The organism is Microbacterium forte (genome assembly GCF_031885415.1).
Classification (GTDB): Bacteria; Actinomycetota; Actinomycetes; order Actinomycetales; family Microbacteriaceae; genus Microbacterium; species Microbacterium forte.
The window spans coordinates 3,666,943-3,691,709 of the sequence record NZ_CP116871.1; the positions used below are offsets into that span (position 1 = coordinate 3,666,943).

Annotated in this window: 23 protein-coding genes; 10 read left to right on the top strand and 13 right to left on the bottom strand. The window is 68.7% G+C overall.

The features are described from left to right. Nucleotides 1-8: 8 nt before the first annotated feature. Together OB895_RS17790 and OB895_RS17795 are read right to left on the bottom strand one after the other, a co-directional pair. Entirely contained in the window at nucleotides 9-1,679 is a 1,671-nt protein-coding gene (locus OB895_RS17790; RefSeq protein ID WP_311878490.1) for a phospho-sugar mutase, read from the bottom strand. Further along, on the bottom strand, nucleotides 1,676-2,509 hold the full coding sequence (locus tag OB895_RS17795; RefSeq protein ID WP_311878491.1) for a purine-nucleoside phosphorylase: 834 nt from the start codon (nucleotides 2,507-2,509) through the stop codon (nucleotides 1,676-1,678). Before OB895_RS17795 ends, OB895_RS17790 begins: the two co-directional genes overlap by 4 nt. Nucleotides 2,510-2,557: 48 nt before the next feature. Between OB895_RS17795 and OB895_RS17800 the strand changes: the two genes are divergently transcribed. Beyond that, on the top strand, nucleotides 2,558-4,012 hold the full coding sequence (locus OB895_RS17800) for an NAD(P)H-quinone dehydrogenase (RefSeq protein ID WP_194285947.1): 1,455 nt from the start codon (nucleotides 2,558-2,560) through the stop codon (nucleotides 4,010-4,012). Between the two features lie 75 nt (nucleotides 4,013-4,087). On the opposite strand, the gene OB895_RS17805 is transcribed toward OB895_RS17800, so the two are convergent. Genes OB895_RS17805 through OB895_RS17820 form a run of 4 tightly spaced genes read right to left on the bottom strand, consistent with a single transcriptional unit; the run spans nucleotide 4,088 to nucleotide 6,248 of the window. Then, nucleotides 4,088-4,384: a WXG100 family type VII secretion target gene (locus OB895_RS17805; protein ID WP_311878493.1), complete on the bottom strand. Its 297-nt coding sequence runs from the start codon at nucleotides 4,382-4,384 to the stop codon at nucleotides 4,088-4,090. Between the two features lie 10 nt (nucleotides 4,385-4,394). Next, complete coding sequence (locus tag OB895_RS17810) at nucleotides 4,395-4,826, bottom strand: hypothetical protein (RefSeq protein WP_311878495.1); 432 nt, start codon at nucleotides 4,824-4,826, stop codon at nucleotides 4,395-4,397. Then, nucleotides 4,816-5,184 (bottom strand): hypothetical protein, encoded by a 369-nt coding sequence (locus OB895_RS17815; RefSeq protein WP_153302227.1) that lies wholly within the window; start codon nucleotides 5,182-5,184, stop codon nucleotides 4,816-4,818. Before OB895_RS17815 ends, OB895_RS17810 begins: the two co-directional genes overlap by 11 nt. Then, entirely contained in the window at nucleotides 5,184-6,248 is a 1,065-nt protein-coding gene (locus OB895_RS17820; protein ID WP_311878498.1) for a hypothetical protein, read from the bottom strand. The genes OB895_RS17815 and OB895_RS17820 overlap by 1 nt, the downstream gene beginning before the upstream one ends. Nucleotides 6,249-6,363: 115 nt before the next feature. Between OB895_RS17820 and OB895_RS17825 the strand changes: the two genes are divergently transcribed. Then, entirely contained in the window at nucleotides 6,364-7,245 is an 882-nt protein-coding gene (locus tag OB895_RS17825) for a hypothetical protein (protein WP_311878500.1), read from the top strand. Between the two features lie 55 nt (nucleotides 7,246-7,300). On the opposite strand, the gene OB895_RS17830 is transcribed toward OB895_RS17825, so the two are convergent. Together OB895_RS17830 and OB895_RS17835 are read right to left on the bottom strand one after the other, a co-directional pair. Then, nucleotides 7,301-9,067, bottom strand: a complete 1,767-nt coding sequence (locus OB895_RS17830; protein ID WP_311878502.1) for an acetyl/propionyl/methylcrotonyl-CoA carboxylase subunit alpha — start codon at nucleotides 9,065-9,067, stop codon at nucleotides 7,301-7,303. A 78-nt stretch (nucleotides 9,068-9,145) separates the two neighbouring features. Then, the gene (locus tag OB895_RS17835; RefSeq protein WP_056376263.1) at nucleotides 9,146-9,784 is read right to left on the bottom strand and encodes a Maf family protein; all 639 of its coding nucleotides are present in this window, start codon (nucleotides 9,782-9,784) and stop codon (nucleotides 9,146-9,148) included. A gap of 23 nt (nucleotides 9,785-9,807) precedes the next feature. On the opposite strand from OB895_RS17835, the gene OB895_RS17840 reads away from it, so the two are divergent. The 5 genes from OB895_RS17840 to OB895_RS17860 all read left to right on the top strand — a co-directional run bounded on the left by OB895_RS17840 (nucleotide 9,808) and on the right by OB895_RS17860 (nucleotide 15,473). After that, on the top strand, nucleotides 9,808-11,037 hold the full coding sequence (locus OB895_RS17840) for a class I SAM-dependent RNA methyltransferase (RefSeq protein WP_311878505.1): 1,230 nt from the start codon (nucleotides 9,808-9,810) through the stop codon (nucleotides 11,035-11,037). A 41-nt stretch (nucleotides 11,038-11,078) separates the two neighbouring features. Continuing rightward, complete coding sequence (locus OB895_RS17845; protein ID WP_042536493.1) at nucleotides 11,079-11,741, top strand: response regulator transcription factor; 663 nt, start codon at nucleotides 11,079-11,081, stop codon at nucleotides 11,739-11,741. Then, nucleotides 11,731-12,963, top strand: a complete 1,233-nt coding sequence (locus tag OB895_RS17850) for a sensor histidine kinase (protein WP_311878509.1) — start codon at nucleotides 11,731-11,733, stop codon at nucleotides 12,961-12,963. Before OB895_RS17845 ends, OB895_RS17850 begins: the two co-directional genes overlap by 11 nt. Continuing rightward, entirely contained in the window at nucleotides 12,960-13,970 is a 1,011-nt protein-coding gene (locus tag OB895_RS17855) for a hypothetical protein (protein ID WP_311878511.1), read from the top strand. Before OB895_RS17850 ends, OB895_RS17855 begins: the two co-directional genes overlap by 4 nt. 303 nt (nucleotides 13,971-14,273) lie before the next feature. Continuing rightward, nucleotides 14,274-15,473 carry an ROK family transcriptional regulator gene (locus tag OB895_RS17860; protein ID WP_311878513.1) on the top strand — a complete coding sequence of 400 codons (1,200 nt, stop codon included), beginning with the start codon at nucleotides 14,274-14,276 and terminating at the stop codon, nucleotides 15,471-15,473. 198 nt (nucleotides 15,474-15,671) lie between these two features. On the opposite strand, the gene OB895_RS17865 is transcribed toward OB895_RS17860, so the two are convergent. The 4 genes from OB895_RS17865 to OB895_RS17880 form a co-directional block, all read right to left on the bottom strand. Next, nucleotides 15,672-15,917 (bottom strand): acyl-CoA carboxylase subunit epsilon, encoded by a 246-nt coding sequence (locus tag OB895_RS17865; RefSeq protein WP_376708822.1) that lies wholly within the window; start codon nucleotides 15,915-15,917, stop codon nucleotides 15,672-15,674. Continuing rightward, nucleotides 15,914-17,503, bottom strand: coding sequence for an acyl-CoA carboxylase subunit beta (locus OB895_RS17870; protein WP_375137374.1), 1,590 nt, complete (start codon nucleotides 17,501-17,503; stop codon nucleotides 15,914-15,916). The genes OB895_RS17865 and OB895_RS17870 overlap by 4 nt, the downstream gene beginning before the upstream one ends. 117 nt (nucleotides 17,504-17,620) lie before the next feature. Next, entirely contained in the window at nucleotides 17,621-18,607 is a 987-nt protein-coding gene (locus tag OB895_RS17875; protein WP_228385539.1) for a hypothetical protein, read from the bottom strand. Between the two features lie 80 nt (nucleotides 18,608-18,687). Continuing rightward, entirely contained in the window at nucleotides 18,688-19,380 is a 693-nt protein-coding gene (locus tag OB895_RS17880) for a phosphocholine cytidylyltransferase family protein (protein ID WP_042536498.1), read from the bottom strand. Nucleotides 19,381-19,632: 252 nt separating this feature from the next. Between OB895_RS17880 and OB895_RS17885 the strand changes: the two genes are divergently transcribed. The 3 genes from OB895_RS17885 to OB895_RS17895 are packed head-to-tail and all read left to right on the top strand — an operon-like array spanning nucleotide 19,633 to nucleotide 23,361. Continuing rightward, the gene (locus OB895_RS17885) at nucleotides 19,633-21,513 is read left to right on the top strand and encodes an ATP-binding cassette domain-containing protein (RefSeq protein ID WP_311878519.1); all 1,881 of its coding nucleotides are present in this window, start codon (nucleotides 19,633-19,635) and stop codon (nucleotides 21,511-21,513) included. Further along, nucleotides 21,489-23,054 (top strand): hypothetical protein, encoded by a 1,566-nt coding sequence (locus tag OB895_RS17890; protein ID WP_056373359.1) that lies wholly within the window; start codon nucleotides 21,489-21,491, stop codon nucleotides 23,052-23,054. The genes OB895_RS17885 and OB895_RS17890 overlap by 25 nt, the downstream gene beginning before the upstream one ends. 40 nt (nucleotides 23,055-23,094) lie before the next feature. Further along, nucleotides 23,095-23,361, top strand: coding sequence for a DUF3039 domain-containing protein (locus tag OB895_RS17895; RefSeq protein WP_042536500.1), 267 nt, complete (start codon nucleotides 23,095-23,097; stop codon nucleotides 23,359-23,361). Between the two features lie 22 nt (nucleotides 23,362-23,383). Here OB895_RS17895 and OB895_RS17900 read toward each other — a convergent pair whose 3' ends face one another. Beyond that, entirely contained in the window at nucleotides 23,384-24,709 is a 1,326-nt protein-coding gene (locus OB895_RS17900) for a nicotinate phosphoribosyltransferase (RefSeq protein WP_311878526.1), read from the bottom strand. Nucleotides 24,710-24,767: the final 58 nt, after the last annotated feature.

A 24,767-nucleotide genomic window follows, 5' to 3' on the forward strand; every position in this document is an offset into this window, starting at 1 on the left:
CATGCGGCCTACGAGCGTTCTTCCAGGAGCACGCGCACTGCGGCCTCGAGCTCCGCGACCGTCGCACTCGCCCGGTCCGCAGAGTCGGCGGTGGCGTCGATGTAGACCTTGAGCTTCGGCTCGGTGCCGCTCGGACGCACGATGATGCGCGAGCCGTCTGCGAGCCTGTACCGCAGCACATCGCCGGACGGCTGTCCCTCGTCGGCGTGCAGCAGATCCTCCGCAGAGGCGATGGCGTGGCCACCGAGCTGCCGCGGCGGGATCGTGCGCAGGGACAGCATCACACTGCCGATGACCGAGAGATCCTGCACGCGCACCGACACCTGTCCGCTGGCGAAATGGCCGTAGGTGTCGCCCAGCTCCGACAGCAGGTCGGCGAGCGACTTCCCGCGCTCGTGAGCCTCGGCCGCGAGACCGAGGACCGCGACGGCGGCCGAGATGCCGTCCTTGTCGCGCACGGTCTCGGGGTTCACGAGGTACCCGAGGGCCTCCTCGAACCCGAACACGATGCCGGGGGCGCGGGAGATCCATTTGAAGCCCGTGAGCGTCTCGTGGAAGTCGAGGCCGTGGTGCGCGGCGACGGCGCCGAGGCCGGGGGAGGAGACGAGCGAGCAGGCCAGGGAGGCCCCGGGAGTGCCCGCAGCCGCCCGAGCTGCGCGCGCACCGAGCAGGAGTCCGACCTCGTTGCCGGTGAGGCGACGCCATCCGCTCTCGGAGGACGCATCGGGGATGGCCACCGCGAGGCGGTCGGCATCCGGATCGTTCGCGATGATGAAGTCCGCCTGCACTCGGCGCGCCCGAGCGAACGACAGGTCCATCGCCCCCGGCTCCTCGGGGTTGGGGAACGACACGGTGCGGAACGTCGCGTCGGGCGTCAGCTGCTCCGCGACGACCATCGGCTGTGGGTATCCGGCGGCCGACACGATCTTCGACAGCGTCTCCCAGCCGACCCCGTGCATCGCGGTGTAGACCCAGCGGAGGTCCGATGCGCCCGCAGGCGCGGGCGAGATCGCGGCTGTCGCTGCCACGTACGCCTCGACGACGTCCTCACCCGCCGTCTCGTAGTCGGTGGAGCGAGGCAGGGCCGAGACGTCATCCGCGTCGGCGACCCGCTGGATGTGCGCGGCGATCTCGGCGTCGGCGGGTGCGACGATCTGCGAACCCTGGTCGGCGCCGCCCAGATAGACCTTGTAGCCGTTGTCGTTCGGCGGGTTGTGCGATGCCGTCACCATGACGCCGGCGTCCGCCCCCAGGTGGCGCACCGCGAAGGCGAGCACGGGTGTCGGCAGCAGCCTCGGGAGGAGGATCGCTCGCAGACCTGCCCCTGCGAACAGCTCGGCGGAGTCGGTCGCGAACACCCGGGAGTTGCGGCGGCCGTCATAGCCGATGACGACCGTCGGCGTGCGGCCGTGCGACTTCTCTCGCAGGTAGGCGGCGAAACCCGCGGCCGCCTGCGCGACGAGCACGCGGTTCATGCGGTTGCTGCCGGCGCCGAGCGCCCCGCGGAGCCCTGCCGTGCCGAACGCGAGTCTGGCGCCGAAGCGGTCGTCGAGGTCGGCGGCCGCCGCCTCGTCGCCGGAGGCCGCGCGGGTGATGACCGCGGCGAGCTCGTCGCGGGTCTCGTGATCCGGGTCCTGTCTCATCCAGGCGCGCGCCTGCGCCAGGCGCTCGTCGTTCACAGCGCCTCGACCACTCGGGCCAGCAGCGCCGAGATCACCGGCTCGGCCTCGCGGCCGGCTTCGATGACCTCCGCGTGGCTGAGAGGCGTCTTCTGGATGCCGGCTGCGAGGTTCGTGATGAGCGAGAACCCGAGGATCTCCATGCCTGCCTCGCGTGCGGCGATCGCTTCGAGGGCGGTCGACATGCCGACGATGTGGCCGCCGATGTGCTTCGCCATCTGCACCTCGGCCGGCGTCTCGTAGTGCGGGCCGCGGAACTGCGTGTAGACGCCCTCATCGAGCGAGGGATCGACACTGCGGGCGATGTCACGCAGGCGCGGGGAGTAGAGGTCGGTGAGGTCGATGAAGGTCGCCCCTTCGAGAGGCGAGTCGGCGGTGAGGTTGATGTGGTCGCTGATCAGCACCGGCTGGCCGGGGGTCCACGTCTCGCGGACGCCGCCTGCACCGTTGGTGAGCACCATGATCTTCGCCCCCGTGGCTGCGGCTGTGCGCACCGAGTGCACGACCCGGCGCACACCGTGGCCCTCGTAGTAGTGGGTGCGGGCGCCGATGACGAGCACGTTCTTGCCGTCGGGGGTGCGGATGCTGCGCAGAGTGCCCACGTGCCCTTCGAGAGCGGGCTTCGAGAATCCGGTGACCTCGGTGGCGGGGATGGTCGCTGTGGTCTCGCCGATGATGTCGGCGGCCTTGCCCCAGCCGCTGCCGAGGGTCAAGGCGATGTCGTGCTTCTCGACTCCGGTCAGGCGCGCGATGTCGGCGGCTGCGTCGGCTGCGACCCCGAACGGGTTCGCATTCGGGTCGTCGAGGGGGTTGCTGTGTGTTTCGGACATGGATCCACTCTAGGAAGGTGCAGACTCGGGGGCCAGGATTGCGGAAGAATGGAGATCATGTCTTCCACCCCTTTTGAGCGCACTCAGCGCGTCGCCGTGCTCGGCGGCGGTCCCGGCGGCTACGAGGCGGCGCTCGCCGCCGCCCAGCTCGGAGCCGAGGTGACCCTGGTCGAGCGCGTGGGCGTCGGCGGCGCGGCGGTCCTCACCGACGTCGTCCCCTCGAAGAGCCTGATCGCCACGGCCGATGCGGCCATCGCGATCTCGGAGGCATCCGACCTGGGTGTGCAGTTCTACGCGAAGGGCGAGCACGGCAAGCCGCTGAAGCCCGAGATCGCGATCAACCTCGCCGCCGTCAACAAGCGACTCATCGCCCTCGCCGGACAGCAGTCCGAGGACATGCGCTCTGCGCTGCTCGAAGCCGGCGTGCGCATCCTGTCCGGACACGGACGCCTCGAGGGGCCGAACGCGATCATCGTCTCGACCGGTCACGGCGGCACGGACTTCGACCGCATCGAGGCCGACACGATCATCGTCGCCGTCGGCGCGTCGCCGCGCGAGCTGGACTCGGCGAAGCCCGACGGCAAACGCATCCTCACCTGGACGCAGCTGTACGACATGAAGGCTCTGCCCGAGCACCTCATCGTCGTCGGATCCGGTGTGACCGGTGCCGAGTTCGCCTCCGCCTACATGAACCTCGGCGCCAAGGTCACCCTGGTGTCCAGCCGCGACCAGGTGCTTCCGGGCGAGGATCAGGATGCCGCGCGCGTGCTCGAGAAGGTCTTCAAGCGCGGTGGCATGACGGTGCTCTCGAAGGCTCGCGCCGAGAAGGTCGAGGTCACGAAGGACGGCGTGACGGCGACGCTGTCGGACGGCCGCACGGTCGACGGCAGCCACTGCCTCATGGCCGTCGGATCGATCCCCAACACCGCGGGCATCGGCCTCGAGGATGCGGGAGTCGAACTCGACGAGAGCGGACACGTCCGCGTCAACCGCGTGGCTCGCACCTCGGTTCCCAACGTCTACGCCGTCGGCGACTGCACGAACTTCTTCCCGTTGGCATCCGTCGCGTCGATGCAGGGCCGCACGGCCGTCTTCCACGCGCTGGGCGACATCGTGATCCCGCTCGAGCTGATCAAGATCACGTCGAACATCTTCACCGCGCCCGAGATCGCGACGGTCGGATACTCCGAGAAGGACGTCGAGGACGGCGTGGCTGACGGGCTCGTCTACAAGCTGCCTCTCGCCGCGAACCCACGGGCCAAGATGATGGGCATCAAGGACGGCTTCGTGAAGCTCATCGCCCGCAAGGGCTCCGGCACCGTGATCGGCGGCGTGATCGTCGGACCGAAGGCATCCGAGCTGATCTACCCGATCGCCGTCGCAGTCGAACGCCGTCTGACGGTCGACCAGGTCTCGCGTGTGTTCGCGGCGTACCCGTCGCTGTCGAGCAGCATCACCGACGCGAGCCGGGCGATGCACCTCGTCAACGCGAAGATCTCGTAGCTCGTCGAGACGGTCGGACCGCGGCCGGTACCGTCGTCTGCGACGACGGTACCGGCGCGAGTCCGACGGCTCGCCTCAGCGTGCCCAGACGGCCGCGTCGCGGCGATCCTGCGCACGGAAGCTGTTGTTGCCCCGATGGGCGATCGCGGACAGCGCATGTGCGATCGCCGTCATCTCGCGCATCGACTGGTGCCATTCGCGCTGCGCCACACGATAGGCGACCTGTGCCTCTCCTGACCACTGCCAGGACAGCGCGTCCGCCGCAGCCTCGAGTCGATCGAGCTCGGCGTCGATCTGCCTCACATGCTCCGAGATCTCGGTGCACGCGGCGTCCAGCTGGTCGTGCTCGATCGAGATGATTCGACTGTCCATCTCACTCCCCTCAGAAGTCCTTCTGCGATGTGCAGGTCAGTGTGCCGTCGAGTGTCGCCGACGTCTCGAGTTCGGCCGGATACCCCTCGGCGGACGTGCCGATTCGGGCTTCGGCGTTGTCGAACGTCACCGCGCCGTCATGCTCGAACGCGTCCGTCGTCAGCAGCCACCGGTCGTCTCCGAGGCTGATCCAGGTGGTAGCGTCCGAGGCACCGGTGATGGACGCGGTGAATGCCGAGAGCTCGCCGACGCGGTCCTGCGCGCTGGATGCGGTGAATCGATCGCCTGAGGTGACGCACTGCAGATCTGAAACCGAGACGGTCTGTCCTTCGCCCTCTTCGAACTGCACGGTCAGCGTGGATTCCGCGGAAGACGAGCAGCTGCTGAGCAGGATCGCGGCGAGTGCCGTGCCGACGACCGCGAGCGCGCGCTCACCGCGCACGGTCGTCACCCGAACCGGTCGTGTCGGAGCGGTCGCCCGGTCCGTACAGGAAGGCCGTTCGCACGGCTTCTCGCTGCTCGTCGTCCATATCGGCGAGGGCGGCCTTGAGCAGGCGGCCCGCCTCTTCCATCCGTGCGGCGAATGCCGGGGTCTGGGCGACGTCGCGGAGCGTCGCGCGTCCGGCGAGCGCCGCCTGAGCGCGATTGCGCACCGATTCGTCCATCTGCGGATCGCGGCTCAGGCGTGCGAGCAGTTCGCGGGCGCGGAGGTCGAGGGGACTTCCGGCCTGAGCGGTGCCGAGCACGCGGGGCTGGCCGGGGACTTCTCCTTCGGGAGAGATCGAGGGGTCGTCCATCATCAGTTCACCTGCGCATTGTCGTATCCGACGGGGAGGGGGAGGTCGGTGCCGCCCGCGAGCAGCGAGCTCAGCACTCCCACCGAGGCGTTCAGCGCGTCGAAGAAGGTCAGGACGGACTGCACGGTGTCGTAGGCGGACTTGGCGAGCCACAGGGCGTATCCGATCTCGATGCCACCGCAGAGGTAGCCGAGGATTCCACCGACGACCGTCTCGATCGTCACTGTGCCCGCCGCGATGCACACGGCGGCCACGAGTGCGGCGTCGAGGATCTTCGAGAAGATGCCGCTCACCAGTGCAGCCGTGCTGATCATGCCCCGCGCCACCATCTCGAACTCCGGTCCGAGCTCGGCGATCTTGGTGCCCGCCTCACGGAGGAGCTCCGCGAGGTCGGTGAAGAACGCGTTCGCGGCTGTCGCCGCTTCCCCGGTCCAGGATCCGGCGGTCACGGCCATCTCGTAGGCCACGTTGTCGCCCTGGGTGCCGGTGTAGGCGCCGAGCTTGCGGAGCGAGTCCGAGACTTCATACAGCTTGTTCCAATCGCCGCTGAAGTTCTTGGAGATGACGTCGAGGTAGTTCCAGTCGAAGATCCAGTCCAGCACCTGGGCCAGCACCGACGACGGGCTCAGCCAGTCGGTCGTGAGGATGGTGGAGACCAGATCCTCCGGAGTCTCGGTGGCCGGAGGGGACAGCTCGTCCACTGCGTTGTGGGGCGAACCGGACGACGCATCGTCCGCCGATGTCGTGGCACCGCTGCCGCTCCCGCCGGGATAGTTCCGGTCGAGGTCGGCTTCGATCGCGTCGTCGAGTTCGAGTGATCGGGTCGCCGTGCCCTGCAGCTCGGTCGCGGATGCCGTCAGCGCGGTGTTCAGTGCGCCGAAGTAGCTGTTGAGCGCCTCCACCGTCTCATTGGCCGCGAACAGAGCCTTCGAATAGACGAAAGAGGTGTCGAGGTACTCGAGCGTGATGTGGTCGGAGGCGTAGGTCGTGGCTGTGGCCGTCGATCCGGAATCGTCGGTCAGTGCGCCGGCGTGCGCCGTGAGTCGCGCGGGGTCGATCCGATACATGCGATCCTTCCTCGGTGGTGGTCCGGCGATCAGCCTACTTCGAATGCGCTGCGATAATGGTGGCCATGCGAACTGCCCTCGTCGAACCGCCGCTCCTCGTCGCGGAGGGGCAGCGGTGACGGATTCGTTCGCATCGCCGCGGTTGCAGGGATGGCCGGCGAAGTGGGGTGAACGTCGCCCTCGACGCAACACCGGCATGCTCTGGCTCGGCGTGGTCCTCTTCGCCGCCGCGGCCGCCATGGTCGGATTCTCCGGCGGCGCCGCGGGGCCGCTGTGGTCGGGGGCGTTCGTCGCGCTGTTCGGTCTCACGGCCCTCGCCGTCGCTGCCCGCAGGCCTTTCGCCGCAGGGAGCGCGCGTCTGGTCGACGCGGCGACGCTGACGCGCGGGCAGATAGGAAGCCCTGATGCACGCGTGCACTTCGTGCCGGAGCGGCGCCCGGGCGTCGTCACCCTGATGCTGTGCGTCGTGTGGGCCATCGTGCTCACGGCCGCGACGATCGTGGCGGTCGGGATCGGGCTGACCGGCCGACCGGAGGCCTTCCTCGGCGTGGCGGTGCTCGCGGCGACCGCCGCGCTGTTCGTCTACACGGCGGTGCGCGCGGCCATCACGCAATACCGCTCCGATTCCTTCGGCCGTCGACCGATGGGGCTGGGCATCGGCCATGACGGGGTGCTCCTGATGCGTGCCACCGAGACCCTCTACGTGCCGTGGAGCGCGATCCGGCGCGTGGAGCCGGACACGACCGAACCCCGTCGAGGAATGGATGAGCTCCCGCTGATCCGACTCCGCGTGGACCCCGGTCGCGTGACCGCGTCCGACGGTATGCGTGTTCCCGCCACGGTCACCGTGGCCCCGGCGATGCTGAAGACGCACCCGCAGGTCGTCTGGTCCGCGCTGCGTGAGTTCCACGATTCGCCGGCGGCACGCGCCGCCCTCGGCACACCGACGGGGCAGGGGCTGTTCGACGAGTGGTGCGCGACTGCCCCTGCGGACTGAGGGAACGACGAAGGCCCCCGCCTCGAGGCGGGGGCCTTCGTCGTGATGCGTGTGGTCAGCTGATCGTGAGCAGCTGGTGCCCGGCCGAGACCGTCGCACCGGCGACCGCGCTGATGTTCGCGATCGTGCCGTCCTTGTGGGCCTGCAGCGGCTGCTCCATCTTCATCGCCTCGAGCACGACGACGAGGTCGCCCTTGACGACCTGCTGCCCCTCCTCGACGGCGATCTTGACGACGGTGGCCTGCATGGGCGACTTCACGGCGTCGCCGGAAGCACCGGCGCTGACGGAGGTGGCGTGGCTGCGACGAGACGGCGGCACGGCGGCCGGTCGTCCGGCGGTGCCTGCGGCTACAGCGACGCGGTCCGGAAGGCTGACCTCGAGGCGCTTGCCTGCGACCTCGACCACCACCGTGTGGCGGTTCTCGGCGGCCGCGGGAGACTCGAGCTCGCCGTCCCACGCCGGGATGTCGTTCTCGAACTCGGTCTCGATCCAGCGTGTGAAGATGCCGAACTCGCCGTTCTCCGCGGTGAAGGCGGGGTCGCGGACGACCTTGCGGTGGAACGGGATCACGGTCGGGAGGCCGGCGACCTCGAATTCGTCGAGCGCCCGGCGCGACCGCTCCAGAGCCTCGGCGCGGTCCTTGCCCGTGACGATGATCTTCGCGAGCAGCGAGTCGAATGCTCCCGAGACCGAGTCGCCCGCGGTGACGCCGGAGTCGAGCCGGATGCCGGGGCCGCCGAAGGTCTTGAAGACGTGGATCGGACCCGGCTGGGGGAGGAACCCGCGACCGGGGTCTTCGCCGTTGATCCGGAACTCGATCGAGTGGCCGGTCGGCTTCGGGTCGTCGTAGTCGATGGTGCCGCCGGCGGCGATGCGGAACTGCTCCCGCACCAGGTCGATGCCGGTGACCTCTTCGGAGACGGGGTGCTCGACCTGCAGGCGGGTGTTGACCTCGAGGAACGACACGGTGCCGTCGGCGCCGATCAGGAACTCGCAGGTTCCTGCGCCGACGTAGCCGACCTCCTTGAGGATGGCTTTGGAGGCCGAGTAGAGCAGGTCGTTCTGCTCGTCCGTGAGGAACGGAGCCGGTGCCTCCTCGACGAGCTTCTGGTGGCGCCGCTGCAGCGAGCAGTCACGCGTCGAGATCACGACGACGTTGCCCTCCGCGTCAGCCAGGCACTGGGTCTCGACGTGGCGGGGCTTGTCGAGGTACTTCTCGACGAAGCACTCTCCACGACCGAACGCCGCGACGGCCTCACGGGTGGCCGACTCGAACAGCTCGGCGACCTCGTCGAGCTCACGGGCGACCTTGAGGCCTCGGCCTCCACCGCCGTACGCGGCCTTGATCGCGATCGGCAGACCGAACTCCTGGGCGAACGCGATGACCTCGTCCGCTCCGGCGACCGGGCCCGGCGTGCCGGGGGCGAGGGGAGCGCCCACCTTCTCGGCGACATGACGGGCGGTGACCTTGTCGCCGAGCGCCTCGATGGCCTCGGGGGAGGGGCCGATCCAGGTCATGCCTGCACCGATGATGGCGCGGGCGAAGTCGGCGTTCTCGGCGAGGAAGCCGTACCCGGGGTGCACGGCGTCTGCGCCGGCACGGCGGGCGATCGAGAGGATCTTCTCGATCTGCAGGTAGGTCTCGGCGCTCGTGGCACCGCCGAGGGCGTAGGCCTCGTCGGCGAGGCGGGTGTGCAGAGCGTCCCGGTCCTGGTCGGCGTACACGGCGACCGAGGCGATCCCCGAGTCGCGAGCGGCACGGATGATGCGGACGGCGATCTCGCCGCGGTTGGCGATGAGCACCTTGGCGATATCAGGCATGCTTGCCAGCCTAGCGAGAAGGGTGGCGTTCGCTTTGACGACTCTCCACAAGAAAGAGGGAGAAACGTCGACGAGACTCTACGACCAGAGGTCGGTCCACGTCACGCCGAGATCCGCAGCGAGGCGGCGGACGGTCGACAGCGACATCCCGACCACCGTCGACGGGTCTCCGTCGACGCGCGTGATGAAGGCTCCGCCCAGGCTGTCGACCGTGAATGCGCCGGCGACGAGCAGAGGCTCGCCGGAGGCGACGTAGGCCGCGATCTCGGCATCCGTGATGTCCTCGGCGAAGGTCACCGAAGCCTCCGCCGTCGCGGTGGCCTCGACCGGAGCGGAGCCGGGGGAGACCCGGAAGACCGAGTGGCCCGAGTGCAGGATCCCGGTGGCGCCGCGCATCTCCTGCCAGCGCCTCGTCGCCTCCTCCGCCGTGTAGGGCTTGCCGTAGACACGACCGCCGATCTCGAACATCGAGTCCCCGCCGATCACGATGCCGTCGAACGACCCGTCCTCCGCGAGCCGCTGGGCGACATCCGCGGCCTTCGCACGGGCGAGCAGCAGCACGAGGTCGGCCGGCGCGAGCTCGGCGCCGCGTTCGGCAGCGGCAGCGGCGGCGACCGCATCCTCATCCACGCCGGGCGACTGGGTCAGCGGTTCGATGCCGGCCTGTCGCAGCAGCATGAGACGGGCGGGAGAGGTGGAGGCGAGGCAGACGCGCATGTTCACCACCGTATCCTCGAAGGATGACTTCCTCCCCAGCCCTGCTCGATCTGGACATCACCGGCATCGCGCACGGCGGCACGTTCATCGCCCGACACGAAGGTCGCGTCGTCTTCGTCTCCGACGCCATCCCCGGTGAGCGGGTCCGCGCGCGCCTGACCGAGGATTCGACCGGAGAGTCGAAGAGCTTCTGGCGCGCCGAGACGGTCGAGGTCCTCGAGGCTTCGCCGCACCGCCGACCGCACGTCTGGGCGGAGGCCGACGTCTCTCGCGCCCCGGAGGATCGGCCGGGTGGTGCCGACCTCGGGCACATCGACCTCGCGCAGCAGCGCGTGCTGAAGCGTCAGGTGCTGACTGAGGCGCTCGATCGCTTCGCCGGTCCCGGACTCGAGGCCCCCGAGATCGAAGCCGTCGACTCCACCGACGGCACCGGGTGGCGCACGAGGGTCACCCTGCACGTCGACGACGAGGGCCGGGTCGGGCCCTATGCCGCGCGCAGCCACCGCGTGATCCCGGTCAGCTCCCACCCGCTCGCCCGCCCGGCGGTCGCGAAGGCGGCCCTGCGCCTCGCCGGCGGCGACGCGGGAAGCGTCGACCTCGTCGAACCCGGCGACGGCGAGGTGCGGGTCATCCGCCGAGACCGCCTCGACGAGCGCCCGGCGCGGGGCCAGCATCGTCGGCCCGCCCCCGAGGTCGTCTACGAGCAGGTGGGCGACCGTCGGTTCCAGGTCGACGCCGGTGGATTCTGGCAGGTGCACCCCCGTGCCGCCTCGGTGCTCGACGGCGCCGTCTACGGAATCCTCGACGGCCATGTCGACCCCGAGAAGAAGCACTTCGATCTCTACGGGGGAGTCGGGCTCTTCGCCGCGTCGCTCGCCGATCTCGGCGGCACCGACATCGTCACGGTCGAGTCGAGCCGACGAGCGACCCTTCACGCGCAGCAGAACCTCGCGCCCCTCGCAGTGGATGCCGTGACGGCGAGAGTCGACCGCTATCTCGCCGGTGTCCCCGCGGGTACGCGCGCAGGAGCCGTCGTCCTCGATCCGCCGCGTGCGGGCGCCGGCCGCGCCGTGGTCGACGCTCTCGACACGCTCGCCCCCGAAGCCATCGCCTACGTCGCGTGCGACCCCGTCGCGCTCGCCCGTGACCTCGGCACCTTCCGTGCGCATGGGTGGAACGTGGGGACTCTGCGAGGGTTCGATCTGTTCCCGCACTCGCACCACTTCGAGGTCGTCGCGCTGCTCACTCGGTGACCGGTGATCTGCGGACGCTGACTACTCAGTAGGCTGGGCGGATGAGCAGGGTCGCACTCATCGACGATCACGAATCCGTCCGTCTCGGTCTCGAGGCGGCGTGCGCTCGTGACGGAGCGCAGACCGTCGTCTTCTCCGGCAGCACGGTCGTGTCGTATCTCGAGTGGAGGTCGGCGACGTCATCGCAGCCGGCCGACGTGGTGGTGCTCGACCTGACGCTCGGCGACGGCACCACGGTGACGGAGAACGTCCGCTCACTCGTCGCAGACGGCGCGAGCGTCGTGATCCACAGCGTCGCCGATCGACCGGCGGCCGTGCGCGAGGCGCTCGCCGCCGGTGCGGCGGGCGTCGTGAGCAAGTCCTCGGCGCTCGACGACGTGCTCGACGCCATCCGCACCGTCGCCCAGGGCGAGGCGCTCAACAACGTCGAGTGGGCGAGCGCCGTCGACGGGGATCGCGACTTCGCCGATGCCCAGCTGTCGACCCGAGAGCGAGAGGTCTTGCGGCTCTATGCGGCCGGCCTGCCGCTGAAGGCTGTGGCCGAGCGACTCGGCGTGGCCTACTCGACCGCGAAGGAGAACATCACTCGCATCCGGGTCAAGTACGTGGAGGTCGGCCGACCGGCACCGACGAAGGTCGACCTTCTGCGCCGCGCGATGGAGGATGGGATCGTCGCCGCAGACGGGGCGCCGAGTGGCCGCTGATCCCCTCAGCATCCGCGAGGCCTGGAGCAAGATCCCTTCTCCCGGCAGTGTGGAGACCGAGTTCGAGCGCTTCACCGGCAAGCGCATGGAGCGCATCCTCGCCACTGTCGTCGCGATCGGATCGGGCGTTCTCGGAGCGCAGGCGCTGATCGCGGGCATCACCACCACATCGGGGTCGGATGCTGCGCGCATCACGATCCTGCTCGTCGTCTTCATTCCGCTGATCGTGATGCTCATCGCGTGCGTCATCGGCCGTGGTGTCAGGACGGCGTCGGGGGCGTTCGCGATCGTCTACACGGTCGCGCTCGGTGCATGGCCGAGTTTCGTCGACCCGGTGGGAGAGGCGGCCGACCAGCCATGGATCTTCTTCCTCGTCAACGTGGGCGTCGTGGCCGCCATGCTCGCATTCCCGCTCTGGCTCCAGTTCGCCTGGGCATTGTGTCTGCCGTTCGTCTACGGCTACGTCCGTCTCGTCGAGGGCGACTTCTCTCGTGACTTCTGGGTGACGACGGCCTTCGACGTGTCGTTCACGCTGATTCTCGGTTTCGTCATCATCGCGCTCGGGTGGATGTTCCGTTCGGTCGCCGCGGGCGTCGACGAGGCTCGCGCGCGGGCGGTCGCGTCGTATGCGGGGGCAGCGGCCGCGGCCGCGGCAGAAGAGGAGCGCGCGGCCATGTCGGCCCTCATGCATGACAGCGTTCTCGCGGCACTGATCGCCGCCGAGCGAGCGGAGGGAGAGCGCGCGCAGGACCTCGCCGTGGGTATGGCGCGCGAGGCTCTCACCCGGCTGGCGAACACGGAGGCCGCAGTCGCTCAGGAGGGGAGCGATGAACCTGTGGGTGCGGCACAGATCGTGGTCGAGCTCCGCAGAGCGCTCTCGGAGCTCGGGGCGGATGCGATCGTCGAGGAACGAGGCGGGATCGGCCTGATCCCCGGACGCGCCGCGAGAGCGCTCGTGCTCGCTGCCAGGCAGGCGCTCGGCAACGCCGTCACCCACGCGGGCGGGCGCGGCCTCCACATCCTCGTGGAGGGCCGAGGTGACGAGGGCATCACCGTGACGATCTCGGACACGGGGCCGGGGTTCGATCTTCGGGCGATCGGTGCCGACCGCCTCGGAATCAGAGCATCGATCTTCGCGCGCATGGCCGGAGTGGCCGGCACCGCAGAGATCGACTCGAGCGAGTGCGGCACCACTGTCACTCTCGGCTGGGAGCGTCCATGAACCGCACGGTGCGCAGCGTCGCGACCTCACTCGCTGTCGGCTTCGCGATGTACTTCGCCGCCAGAGGCGTCTGGTGGATCGAGCAGCCCTCCGCACCGCTGCTGATGGTCGCGGCGATCGCCCTCTACCTCGTCGTCGTCAACGTCGCGATCCTCTGGGACTCCGCGATCTCGGTGCGCATGCCTCTCTGGGCGGCGCTGGCGACCCTGGTCTCGAGCATCCTGATCCCGGTGCTCGTGACGCTGTCTCTCGATCCGCTGACGCGCACGGCGCCGTTCGCGACCTGGTACATCGGTGCCCTCGGTCTGATGGGCGTCGTGTGCATCGTGCGGCGTCGCTTCGTCATCGGCTGGCTGGTGGTGGCCGTCCTCGTCGCCACCTCGTCGGCGTATCTGGGCTTCTTCGTCGCACTGTCGCTCGGTCTCGTCGGCTCGCTCATGTGGGTCGTGATCGCTCACCTGCTCGTGATCTTCTGGGACAGAGCCGTCCGCGACACCGAGCGTCTCGCGGGAATCCAGCAGGCGGTGTCTGCGTGGCACGCGACCCAGCAGGTGCGCCAGAAGGAACGTCGCCTGCGCACGCAGTTCGCGCTCGCGGTCGCCGGGCCCGTGCTCAGCCGCACGGTCGCCTCTCGCGGCTCGCTGAACGACGAGGAACGTCTGCAGGCGCGCCTGGCCGAGGGACGGCTCCGCGACGAGCTGCGCGGCGCGGATCTGCTCAACGACGCGGTACGTGATGCGATCGAGGACGCGCGTCGCCGGGGTGCCGTGGTCACGGTCTTCGATGAGGGCGGCTTGGCAGACGTCGACGAGGAGAGGCGCGCGACGATCCGCGACGAGCTCGCGCGAGTGCTGCGCGATGCCGATGCGGAGCGGTGGATCATCCGGGCGGCTCAGGATCCTCTCACCGCCGTGACGATCGTCGGTCGGGCAGGTGCAGGCGGACAGAGCGACGACGATGCCGTCGACGTGTGGCACGAGATCCCCCGAGACGCGCCGGAGGGCTGACGCCTGGCCCTGCCCTCGGCTCTGGCCGGGGGAGGGAGGTCAGAGTCGAGGTCAGACAGAGTGGGCGAGGGGCGGCGAATCCGCCTGCCCCTCGCCAAGCGGACAAGTTACCCGAAAACCGTCCGCTGGTGGCCGGTCTGCGTCTATCTACCCTGGGACAGAGAGACCAGCCGAACGCTGAGCGTCTAAATCAGTTTCGCGGTTAGTCAAGTCGTTGTCTGTAGGTATTTTGGGGGACACGGATGCGGCCCCGGTGCGAGAAGATGGGGCATGGGAATGCGTCGAGGAACAAACCTCCCCCGTATGGGCGACTTCAATCAGTCGGTCATCCTCGAGGCCATCCGCCGGTCGGGTGAAGGACTCAGCCGGATCGAACTCGTCGAGGCGACCGGTCTCTCCGCGCAGACGATCACCAACATCACCCGGCGTCTTCTCGACGAGGGGCTCATCGCCGAAGCCGGGCGGACCATCAACGGGCCGGGCAAACCGCGCGTCACGCTGCGCCTGGTGGCGGAGAGTCGCTTCTCGGTCGGCGTGCATCTCGATCCGGCCGTGATCACGTTCGTGCTGCTGAACATGACCGGCGAGGCGGTCGGTCGGAGGGTCGTGCGCACTCAGGACCGAGATCCGAGCCGTATCGTCGAGACGATGGCGAAGACGATCGAGATCCTGATCGACGAAGCGGGCATCGATCGGGATCTGGTCGCGGGAGTCGGAGTCGCTGCTCCCGGCCCGCTCGACGCCGCGAAGGGCACCGTGATCGACCCTCCGAAGCTCGACGGGTGGCACCGTGTTCCGCTGCGCTCGGTGCTCGCGGAGGCGACGGGTTTCGAGGTCACGCTCGAGAAGGACACCACCGCTGCCGCGGTGGGGGAGCTGTGGACGGGAGATGCGACGTCCGAGGGGTCTTTTCTCTTCGTGTACCTCGGCACGGGGCTGGGAGCAGCCGCCGCGCGCGACGGCGGCGTGGTTGCCGGCAGCACCCACAACTTCGGTGAGATCGGCCACATCATTGTCGACCCGGAGGGGCCGCCGTGCGCGTGCGGCTCGCGCGGCTGCGTAGAGGTGGTGTGCACTCCGCAGGCGATCGTCGAGCAGGCCGAGGCGGCGGGGGTGTTCGACGATGAGCCTCAGGGCGGAGGCGCGAACGAGGTCGACGAGCGGTTCCTGCGCCTGTGCGAGCGGGCCTCGGCAGGGGAGCTGCCGGCGCTCGGCGTGCTGCGTCGTTCTGCCGGCCATCTCGCGGTGCTGATCTCGGTGCTCACGAACGTGCTCGACGTCGATCGCGTCGTCCTCGGGGGCCCGTTCTGGGGGCCGCTCTCCGATGTCTACCTTCGTGAGATCCCCGAGCCGTTGCACCGGAGGAGCGCGACTCGCGCAGTGCGCACACTGACCGTCGACGGTGCCGTCGTCGGAGACGACGTCGGTGCGGTGGGCGCGGCCTGTGTCGTGCTCGACGCCGTTCTCACACCCCGGGCCTCGGATCTCTACCTGGAGGACTGAACGCCGTCCCGCGATTCACATACCGGTATATCGGTTACGCCCCCAGGGCTATAACTCCATTCGATGTACTATCGAAGAGATGCGCCATCTGGGGTTACAAGGTGCCAGGGGCGACGGCCCCGCATCATCGGAGGGTCGTCTGCGTGGCCCGGTAGCCGGGGGGCTCCGGGCCTCGCAGGCACTCCGTGCCCGTTGCGGTCACCCCGCGAAGCGGCCCCACGGGATGTCGCGTCGCAGCGGACGTCGCAGCGGTCGCTGCGTGCGGGCCCATGCCGACACGCGAGGCTCGTCTGCCACGGCCTCGGAAGCCTCCTGCGCGTAGGCGTCGCTCACCACCGCGATGAGAGCGGCGAGCTCCTCCTCGGTGGCGGCACCCCGAGTGATCTGCATCGTCGGCGGCTGGTGTTCCTCCGACGTCGCGTCCCGCGTTGCCCCGATGGTCACAGCGGAATGTTCCCATGCTTCTTGGGCGGCAGCTCGGCGCGCTTCCCACGGAGGGCGCGCAGCGCCTTGGCGATCGAGACCCGGGTGTTCGCGGGCTCGATGATGCCGTCGATCTCGCCGCGCTCCGCGGCGAGGAAAGGCGAGGTCACACTGTAGGTGTACTCGTTGGCGAGGCGCGTGCGCACGGCGGCGACGTCCTCGCCGGCTTCCTCGGCACGCTTGATCTCGCCGCGGTAGAGGATGTTGACCGCACCCTGACCGCCCATCACGGCGATCTCCGCCGTGGGCCAGGCGAGGTTGACATCCGCACCGAGCTGCTTCGAGCCCATCACGATGTAGGCCCCGCCGTAGGCCTTGCGGAGGATGACCGTGACCAGAGGAACCGTCGCCTCGGCGTACGCGTAGATGAGCTTCGCGCCGCGGCGGATGACGCCGGTCCACTCCTGGTCGGTGCCCGGCAGGTACCCGGGCACGTCGACGAGCGTGACGATCGGGATCGAGAACGCGTCGCAGAATCGCACGAACCGGCTGGCCTTCTCGCCCGCCTCGATGTTCAGTGTTCCGGCCATCTGCGACGGCTGGTTGGCGATGATGCCGACGGAGCGGCCCTCGACACGTCCGAAGCCGATCACGATGTTCGGTGCGAAGAGCGGCTGGACCTCGATGAAGTCGCCCGCGTCGACGACGTGCTCGATCACGGTGTGGATGTCGTACGGCTGGTTGGCGGAGTCGGGGATGATCGTGTTCAGCGAGCGATCGGCATCCGTCGTCTCCCACTCGAAGCCGCTCTCGTAAGCCGGGATCTCCGCCATGTTGTTGTCGGGGAGGAACCCGAGCAGCGTGCGAGCGTAGTCGATCGCGTCGTCCTCGTCTTCGGCGAGGTAGTGGGCGACACCCGAGCGGGTGTTGTGCGTGAGGGCTCCTCCGAGCTCTTCCATGCCGACGTCCTCGCCGGTCACGGTCTTGATGACGTCGGGGCCGGTGACGAACATCTGGCTGGTCTTGTCGACCATGATCACGAAGTCCGTCAGCGCCGGGCCGTACACGGCGCCGCCGGCTGCGGGGCCCATGATGAGTGAGATCTGCGGGATGACGCCCGACGAACGGGTGTTCAGACGGAAGATCTCACCGTACTTGCTGAGCGCGAGCACGCCCTCCTGGATGCGGGCTCCGCCCGAATCGAGGATGCCGATGATCGGCATGCCGCCGGACAGCGCGAACTCCATGATCTTGATGATCTTGTCGCCCGAGACCTCGCCCAGAGAGCCGCCGAACGTGGTGAAGTCCTGCGAGTACACGGCCACGGTGCGTCCGTGGATCGTGCCGACACCCGTGACGACCGAGTCGCCGTACGGGCGATTGCGATCCATGCCGAACGAGGTCGTGCGGTGTCGGACGTACTCGTCGAACTCGACGAAGCTCCCTGGATCGACGAGCAGTTCGATGCGCTCGCGGGCGGTCATCTTGCCCTTGGCGTGCTGCTTCTCCTGCGCGACCTTCTCAGCGTCGACAACGGCTTCGTTGTAGCGAGCGCGGAGGTCTGCGATCCTGCCGGCGGTGGTCGAGAGTTCGGGCTTGTCCGTCACGGATTCCACCCTATCGTCGGGTCGGCCTCGTCCGTTGGATGCTCGCCACAACGGGTCGCCGGATCCTTTGGCTGCTGTCGTGCAGTCGGCGCAGGCTGCGGCGGATGCCGAATCGCGTCAGTCCTGGACGACGTCCGACCTGCCGGATCCGAGCTCGCCCGGAAGATCGTGAGTTCCCGACGGGCCGATCTCGTCGGCGCCGCTCTTGCGGCCACGACCGACGGATGCGATCTTCCGTCCTGCCCAGCCCACACCGCGTGCCGCCGATCCGGCCGCACCCGCGACGGCGCCGCCGACGAACTGCGCGCCGTGCAGCATCCGCAGTTCGAGCTTCTCCGCCCCGTCGACCGGCTCGAGCTCGAGGGGCAGGTCCATCGGGGCGACGCCGAAGGCATGATGCGATGTCGTGAGGACGCGGCGTCCGAGGATGTGGTTGCCCGCGCCACCCACCGCGGCACCGACTCCGAACGGCAGCGCCTTGCCGATGAAGGATGCTCCGCCCTTCGCGGCGAACTGCTTCACGAACCGGGTCTTGAGCTGGTCGACCAGCGGTCCGACGGCGGCCCGAGGAAGCGACTTGGTCACCGTCTCACCCCAGTACGACGATCGCGTGCCGCCGCGACCCGTCGCCTGTCCTGCCAGCTGTCCGACCAGCGCCACGCCCTCTTTGCCGAGCATCAGGGTCATCACCAGGGCCCTGGCCCTGTCGGGGTTGGAGACCGCGATCCCATGGACCTCGGCGACCGACTGCGCGAACAGTGCGGTCGATTCGACGAACCCCACGGTCTCGACCCCTGAGAGGGCGAGGGTGATGCCTGTGCCGATCCCGGGAACGACGGCGGTCGCGCCGACGGCGGCACCGCCGGTCGTGACAGCCGCGAGGTAGCGACGCTCGAGGATGCGGATGATCTGCTCGGGCGACGCGTGCGGGTTCCTCAGGCGGATGCTGCGGATATGCGCGAGCACGAGAGGGCGCTGGATGGCGAGAACGCGATCGAGTCCTCGGACCATCAGCGGGTGCTCCGCGGAGCCCACCGGCGGCACCCCCTTGTCCCACGCGGCGTCGTCGGGGAGGGAGTGGATCTTGTGCACCTTGGGGGCCATGGAACGATCCTAGGAACCCAGACCGCGAAAACGCCGAAAGCCCGGCTCCCCTTGACGGAGCCGGGCTTTCGTGGAAGCGATCAGACGAACAGGTTCGCCCGCTCGAGGTCTTCGGCGAAGTCGACCTCGACCGCGTACAGGTCGGAGACGTCCATCGGCTCGAGAAGGAGTCCGTCCTCCGCGATCGACAGCTCGAGGCCGCGTTCGAAGTAGTCCTGATCCTCGACCCGCTGCAGCTGACGCATGAACGCCTTCTTGTTCGCGGACGAGATGTAGTTGATGCCCACAGCCTCGCCGAGGCCGCCCTTGACGGTCTTGGAGAGTTCGTTGATGAAGCCCTCGGCGGTGACCGTGTACTTCACCTCTTCGTCGCTGACCTTGGAGGTGTTGACGGTGACGAACGACTGGTCGCGCTCGATGTAGGCGGCCGCCCGACCCAGGATCATCGGGTCGAAGACCACGTCGCCGTTCATCCAGAGCACGCCGGACTTGCCCGTGGCGCTGAGGGCGCGCAGCAGGCTCTTCGAGGTGTTGGTCTCGTCGTAGCGCTCGTTGTGCACGTAGTTGACGTTCGGGAATGCTTCGATGATGGTCTCGGCGCGGTATCCGACGACGGCGGTGATGCGGGCGTCCGATCCGAAGGCGGCGCGGATGTTGTCGTGCTGCTGGCCCATGATCGTGCGGCCGTCGCTCAGCTCCGTGAGCGGCTTCGGCAGAGCACGGCCCAGGCGTGAGCCCATGCCTGCTGCGAGGATGACGGTCTGAAGAGTCACGAGTGCTCCTAAAGGAAGTATGTGTTCACGGTCGGTTCACCGACCAGACACTTCGTCGTGCCGAGAGTCATGCTAGCGATCAAGCCTGGGAAGCCCCGGGGGTTGAGGTCGCTGTTGCCAATTCGTGATCCAGTACACACCCAACACTCAGATTCGTCCAGATCAGGGCGACGAGAGGTCGGTCTGACGATCCGAAGGGCGATTTGTTGCGGTGACCCGAAGAAAGTCGGCACCCGTTGATACCGTAGGACGGTGACTGCTTCTTCCTCCGACGACCGCACCGATCAGGTGGCTGACGCCGCGCCCGCCGCCCCGAAGAAGACTCCCGCCCGCAAGGCCCCCGCGAAGAAGACGACCGGCACACGTGCTCCGTCGAAGGCCGCAGCCGACAAGGCCGCGGCGACCGTCGAGGTGGTCGCCGAGCCGGCGTTGAAGATCGACCGGAGCTCCGCAAGCTCCGGTCCGCGATCCGCAGGATCCAAGAAGACGACGACCGCTGCGGCGCGCGCGGCCGCAGCCAAGAACTCGACGCGCGACACGACGGCTCGTGCGGCTGCGGCGAAGTCCGCTTCGGCACGTTCCGCAGCGAGCACGGCGACGGCAGCCAAGACCGTGGCGGCCAAGGGGGCCGCTGCGAAGGCCGCCGCTGCGAAGGCCCCCGCTGCGAAGACGGCTGCCTCGAAGACTGCTGCCTCAGGGGCGTCGAACACGTCGGCCGCGAAGACCGCCGCCACGAAGACCGCCGCGGCCAAGGCGGCCTCAGAGAAGAGCGCTGCGGCGAAGTCGGCGGCGCGCACCTCCGCCGCGAGAACAGCAGCGGCGAAGACTGCGGCAGCGAAGGCGGCCGCAGCGAAGGCGGCCGCTGCCAAGGCGGCTGCGGCGAAGGAGTCGGCAGTCGAGGCTGAGAACACTGTGGCGATCGAGGCCGTCGCTGTGGACACAACGGGAGCTGATGTGACCACGGCCGACGCGGATCCACGCGAGCTCGGCGTCACTGAGTCAGACACGACGGGCGAGGTTCTCGAAGAGAATGCCGCTGTCGAGACGCGCATCGAGACCCCCATCGAGACCCCGTCGCTGCCGCTGACGACCGAGGCGGCGGCATCCTCCGACGCGGTCGCCGTCGAGAGCGAAGACGATGCGACGTCCGCGCCCGTCGAGTCGACTCCGAGCACGCGATCCGCAGACGAAGCGTCGGCCGATCCTGCCCTCGACACGTCACCGGTCGAAGGCGCCACGGCGGAAGCCGAGCCGGTCATCGAGTCCGCTGAGGAGCCGACCGTCGACGAGGACGCGACATCCGAGTTCGTCGACGCCGTGTCCGATACGGATGAGACGGATGAGGCCGTCGGCGGAATCGAGGAGGCATCCGGCTCCGAAGCCATCCGCATCCGCGGCCTCGTGAAGAGCTTCGGCGACCACACCGCGGTCAACGGCATAGATCTCACTGTGCCCGCAGGGTCGTTCTACGGCATCGTCGGTCCCAACGGTGCGGGCAAGACGACGACGCTCTCGATCGTGGCGGGCCTTCTGCGTGCCGACGCGGGCGACATCGCGATCTGCGGCATCGATCAGTCGGCGAAGCCGCTCGCTGCGAAGCGCATGATGGGCGTGCTGCCCGATCGCCTCCGCACGTTCGACCGGCTCACCGGGCGGCAGCTCCTCTATTACTACGGGCTGCTGCGGGGGCTCGCATCGGCGGTGATCGAGAAGCGCGTCGCCGACCTCGCACGAGCCTTCGACCTCGGAGAGGCGCTGAACCGCGTCGTCTCCGACTACTCGGCCGGCATGACGAAGAAGATCATGCTCGCGGGTGCGATGATCCACTCGCCGCGCGTCCTGGTGCTCGACGAGCCCTTCGAGGCCGTCGACCCGGTGTCCTCCGCGGTGATCCTGGACATCCTGCGGGCCTATGTCTCGCACGGTGGAACGGTGGTCCTCTCGAGCCACGGCATGGACCTCGTCGAGCGCGTCTGCTCGCGCGTGGCGATCATCGTCGGGGGAGAGGTGCTCGCCGAAGGCACGATCGATGAGGTCCGCGCAGGGCAGACGCTCGAAGCGCGGTTCGTCGAACTCTCCGGTGGCATCGGAGAGGTGGAGGGGCTCGAGTGGCTGCACACGTTCTCCGACTGAGGGCGGCGCTCCTGATCGGATCGCTTCGCGGCGAACGTCGGGTCCGCACCCTGGTCATGCTCGCTGTCGTGGTGGTTCTGACGGCTGTGGTCTGCGCTGCGGTCCTCAGCCTCGACGACGCCCCTGTCGCTGTCGCGCGCACGGTCATCGTGCTCGGCAGCGCCGCTCTGCTCCTCGGGTTCCTGGTCGGGCCGATCCTCGTGGGTGCCGTCGACCAGCTCGATCCCCGGCGTTTCGCGGTGTTCGGGGTCGATGAGCGGCAGATGCCCTGGATCCTCACCCTCGCCTCGTTCGTCAGCGTCCCGAGCCTTGCCCTGATCGCAGTGAACATCAGCGTGTGCATCGTGGCGATCAGGCTCGGCGCACCCTGGTTCGTCGCGGTGCTGATGAGCGTCGTCAGCCTGTTGTCGACGATCCTCTCGGCGCGCATCGGCATGGCGGTCAACGCGCTGCTGCTGCCGGAGCGTCGGTCGCGCGAGCTCACCGCGCTCTTCGCACTGGCCGTGATCGTGATCGCGTTCCCCGTCGCCGTGTTCCTCGCCTCGCTCAAGTGGGACGGGCAGGTTCCTGCGGCGGTCGCGTCGCTGACGGCGACGATCGGGTTCACCCCGTTGGCGGCGTCGTCGCGGTTCCTCTTCTCCTTCGCGACAAACGATGTCGCCGGAAACTGGATCAGCGGCATCGTGGCCCTCGTCACCATCCTGGTGCTCTGCGTGGCGTGGTCGTGGCTGGTGCGCAGACTGCTCACCACCACAGAGCGGCCCGTGACCCTGCGGGAGCGCTCGGGCCTCGGCTGGTTCGGCCTGCTCCCGTCGAACGCCTTCGGTGCGATCGCCTCGCGCAGCCTGGTCTACTGGCTGCGCGACCGCAGGTACATCATGAACCTCATCGTCGTCCCCGTCGCGGGCGTGCTCACCGTGCTGCCTCTCCTCGTCGCCGGAGTGCCGCTCGAGATCGCTGCGCTCGTTCCGGTCCCGGTGATGGCCCTGTTCTTCGGGTGGCTCCCGCACAACGACGTCGCCTACGATTCCACGGCGTTGTGGACGCACGTGGCCAGCGGCGTCCGCGGCATCCCCGATCGTCTCGGACGACTCGTCCCGGTCATACTCGTGGCTGTTCCCGTGCTCGCCATCGCCGTTCCCCTCACGCTGCTGTGGATCGACGACTGGCGTCTGCTCCTTCCGCTCACCGGCCTCGGGGCCAGCCTCCTGCTGTCGGCACTCGGATTCTCGAGCATCGTCTCGGTGATCGCTCCCTACGCCGTGTCGCGTCCGGGCGACAGCCCGTTCCAGCAGCCGCAGCGGCCGACGTCGCGCGGTGCATACGGCCCCGCCGCGGCGTTCCTCGGCGCGATCGTGGTGAGCGTGCCGACCATCTGGCTGCTCGTGCTCACGATGCTCGAGGGGTCGCAGTTCGCTCCCGCGACGTTCTGGGCGGGACTCGCGACCGGCATCGCGGTCTTCGCGATCGGCGTCGGTGTGGGCGGGCGCATCTTCGAGCATGAGGGCGAGCGGCTGATGGAGTTCGTCGAGACCGCGTGACAGCCGCCCCACGGGGCGCGTGCGCGGCTAGACTCTCGGCATGAGTACTCCGCTGGACAGCCCCGATCAGGGCGGCGTGGCAACGCTTGATCGCGAACTGGAAGAACTCCTCCGCGAGGAGAACCTCGAGCCGGGCGATCACGAGCGCTTCTCGCACTACGTCAAGAAGGACAAGATCCTCGAATCGGCGATCACCGGCAAGCCGGTGCGCGCACTGTGCGGCAAGAAGTGGACGCCGGGTCGCGACCCCGAGAAGTTCCCGATCTGCCCCACGTGCAAGGAGATCTACGAGACGATGGTCGGCTGAGTCTGCGCCGACTCGCCGGCAGTCAGCTCGCGTCGACGAAGACGGTGGGGATCGCCGGGTCGGACTTGCTGAGCGCGAGCGCCCGCACAGGAAGCTCCTCCCGCACCCGAAGGTGATGTGCCCGAGCGGAAGCGGTGCCTTCGGCACCTTCGAACGCCGTGTCGATCTCTCCGCCCTCGACGAAGGTCGTCTGCAGCGCCCGCCCGTCCGCATGCTCCGCCGGGGTGTCGAGCTCTTCGAAGCCGGCTGAGACGACGACCGTCTCAGCCTCGGCGACGCCGTCGACGAGAGTGCGGAATGCGGCCTTGCGCCCGCCGTGGGATGCCTTGTCGGTCGAGGCCTTGGCCACTCCGATCCACGCTCCGCTCGGATCCTGGCGAGCCACGAGCTTGTAGACCATGCTCGCCGTGGGGTATCCGGAGCCCGTGACCACTGAGGTGCCCACACCGTACGCGTCGACCGGTGACGCCGCCAGCGCGGCGATCGCATACTCGTCGAGATCGCTCGTGACCGTGATGCGCGTGCCCGTCGCACCGAGCTCGTCGAGCTGTGCCCGCACCTCTGCGGCGACGATCGGCAGGTCGCCCGAGTCGATCCGCACACCGCCGAGGCCGGTGCCGGCCACGCGGATGGCCGTCTCGACGCCCGTGCGGATGTCGTAGGTGTCGACGAGCAGGGTCGTATCGGTGCCGAGGCTGTCGATCTGCGAGCGGAAGGCCTCTTCCTCGGTCTCGTGCAGCAGGGTCCACGAGTGCGCGGCGGTGCCCATCGTCGGGATTCCCCAGCGACGTCCGGCCTCGAGGTTGCTCGTCGCGCGGAAGCCGGCGATGTATGCGGCGCGGGCCGCCGCGACCGCCGACTGCTCTGCCGCGCGGCGTGATCCCATCTCGGCGAGTGGTCGCTCGCCGGCGGCGATGCTCATGCGTGATGCTGCAGTGGCGACGGCCGAATCGTGGTTGAGGACGCTGAGAGCCAGCGTCTCGAGCACGACGGCGTCGGCGAAGCTGCCCTCGACCGTCAGGATCGGAGACCCGGGGAAGTACAGCTCGCCCTCGCGGTAGCCCCGGATCGAGCCGGTGAAGCGGTAGTTCTCGAGATAGGTGAGCGACTCGGCATCCACGACGTCGTTGTCGCGCAGGAAGCGCAGCTCGTCGTCTCCGAAGCGGAACTCGCGCAGCAGCGTGAGCAGGCGGCCGGTGCCGGCCACGACGCCGAAGCGGCGGCCTCCGGACAATCGCCGGGAGAACAGTTCGAACACACTGGGTCGTGATGCCGTGCCGTCGCGAAGCGCGGCGGCGAGCATGGTGAGTTCGTAACGATCGGTCAGAAGCGCCGTGGACGTCGTCATCCGCTCAGCTTAGTGACGACACCCGCACGGGTTGCTGAGCATGACGCGCTCGCGCGCA

Excerpts from the sequence above, each read along its gene's own strand:
- OB895_RS17830 (WP_311878502.1), bottom strand. The coding sequence starts at position 9,067 with ATGCCTGATATCGCCAAGGTGCTCATCGCCAACCGCGGCGAGATCGCC.
- OB895_RS17835 (WP_056376263.1), bottom strand. The coding sequence starts at position 9,784 with ATGCGCGTCTGCCTCGCCTCCACCTCTCCCGCCCGTCTCATGCTGCTG.
- OB895_RS17815 (WP_153302227.1), bottom strand. The coding sequence starts at position 5,184 with ATGATGGACGACCCCTCGATCTCTCCCGAAGGAGAAGTCCCCGGCCAG.
- OB895_RS17840 (WP_311878505.1), top strand. The coding sequence starts at position 9,808 with ATGACTTCCTCCCCAGCCCTGCTCGATCTGGACATCACCGGCATCGCG.
- OB895_RS17845 (WP_042536493.1), top strand. The coding sequence starts at position 11,079 with ATGAGCAGGGTCGCACTCATCGACGATCACGAATCCGTCCGTCTCGGT.
- OB895_RS17860 (WP_311878513.1), top strand. The coding sequence starts at position 14,274 with ATGGGCGACTTCAATCAGTCGGTCATCCTCGAGGCCATCCGCCGGTCG.
- OB895_RS17805 (WP_311878493.1), bottom strand. The coding sequence starts at position 4,384 with ATGGACAGTCGAATCATCTCGATCGAGCACGACCAGCTGGACGCCGCG.
- OB895_RS17820 (WP_311878498.1), bottom strand. The coding sequence starts at position 6,248 with ATGTATCGGATCGACCCCGCGCGACTCACGGCGCACGCCGGCGCACTG.
- OB895_RS17795 (WP_311878491.1), bottom strand. The coding sequence starts at position 2,509 with ATGTCCGAAACACACAGCAACCCCCTCGACGACCCGAATGCGAACCCG.
- OB895_RS17900 (WP_311878526.1), bottom strand. The coding sequence starts at position 24,709 with ATGACGACGTCCACGGCGCTTCTGACCGATCGTTACGAACTCACCATG.
- OB895_RS17855 (WP_311878511.1), top strand. The coding sequence starts at position 12,960 with ATGAACCGCACGGTGCGCAGCGTCGCGACCTCACTCGCTGTCGGCTTC.
- OB895_RS17895 (WP_042536500.1), top strand. The coding sequence starts at position 23,095 with ATGAGTACTCCGCTGGACAGCCCCGATCAGGGCGGCGTGGCAACGCTT.
- OB895_RS17875 (WP_228385539.1), bottom strand. The coding sequence starts at position 18,607 with ATGGCCCCCAAGGTGCACAAGATCCACTCCCTCCCCGACGACGCCGCG.
- OB895_RS17800 (WP_194285947.1), top strand. The coding sequence starts at position 2,558 with ATGGAGATCATGTCTTCCACCCCTTTTGAGCGCACTCAGCGCGTCGCC.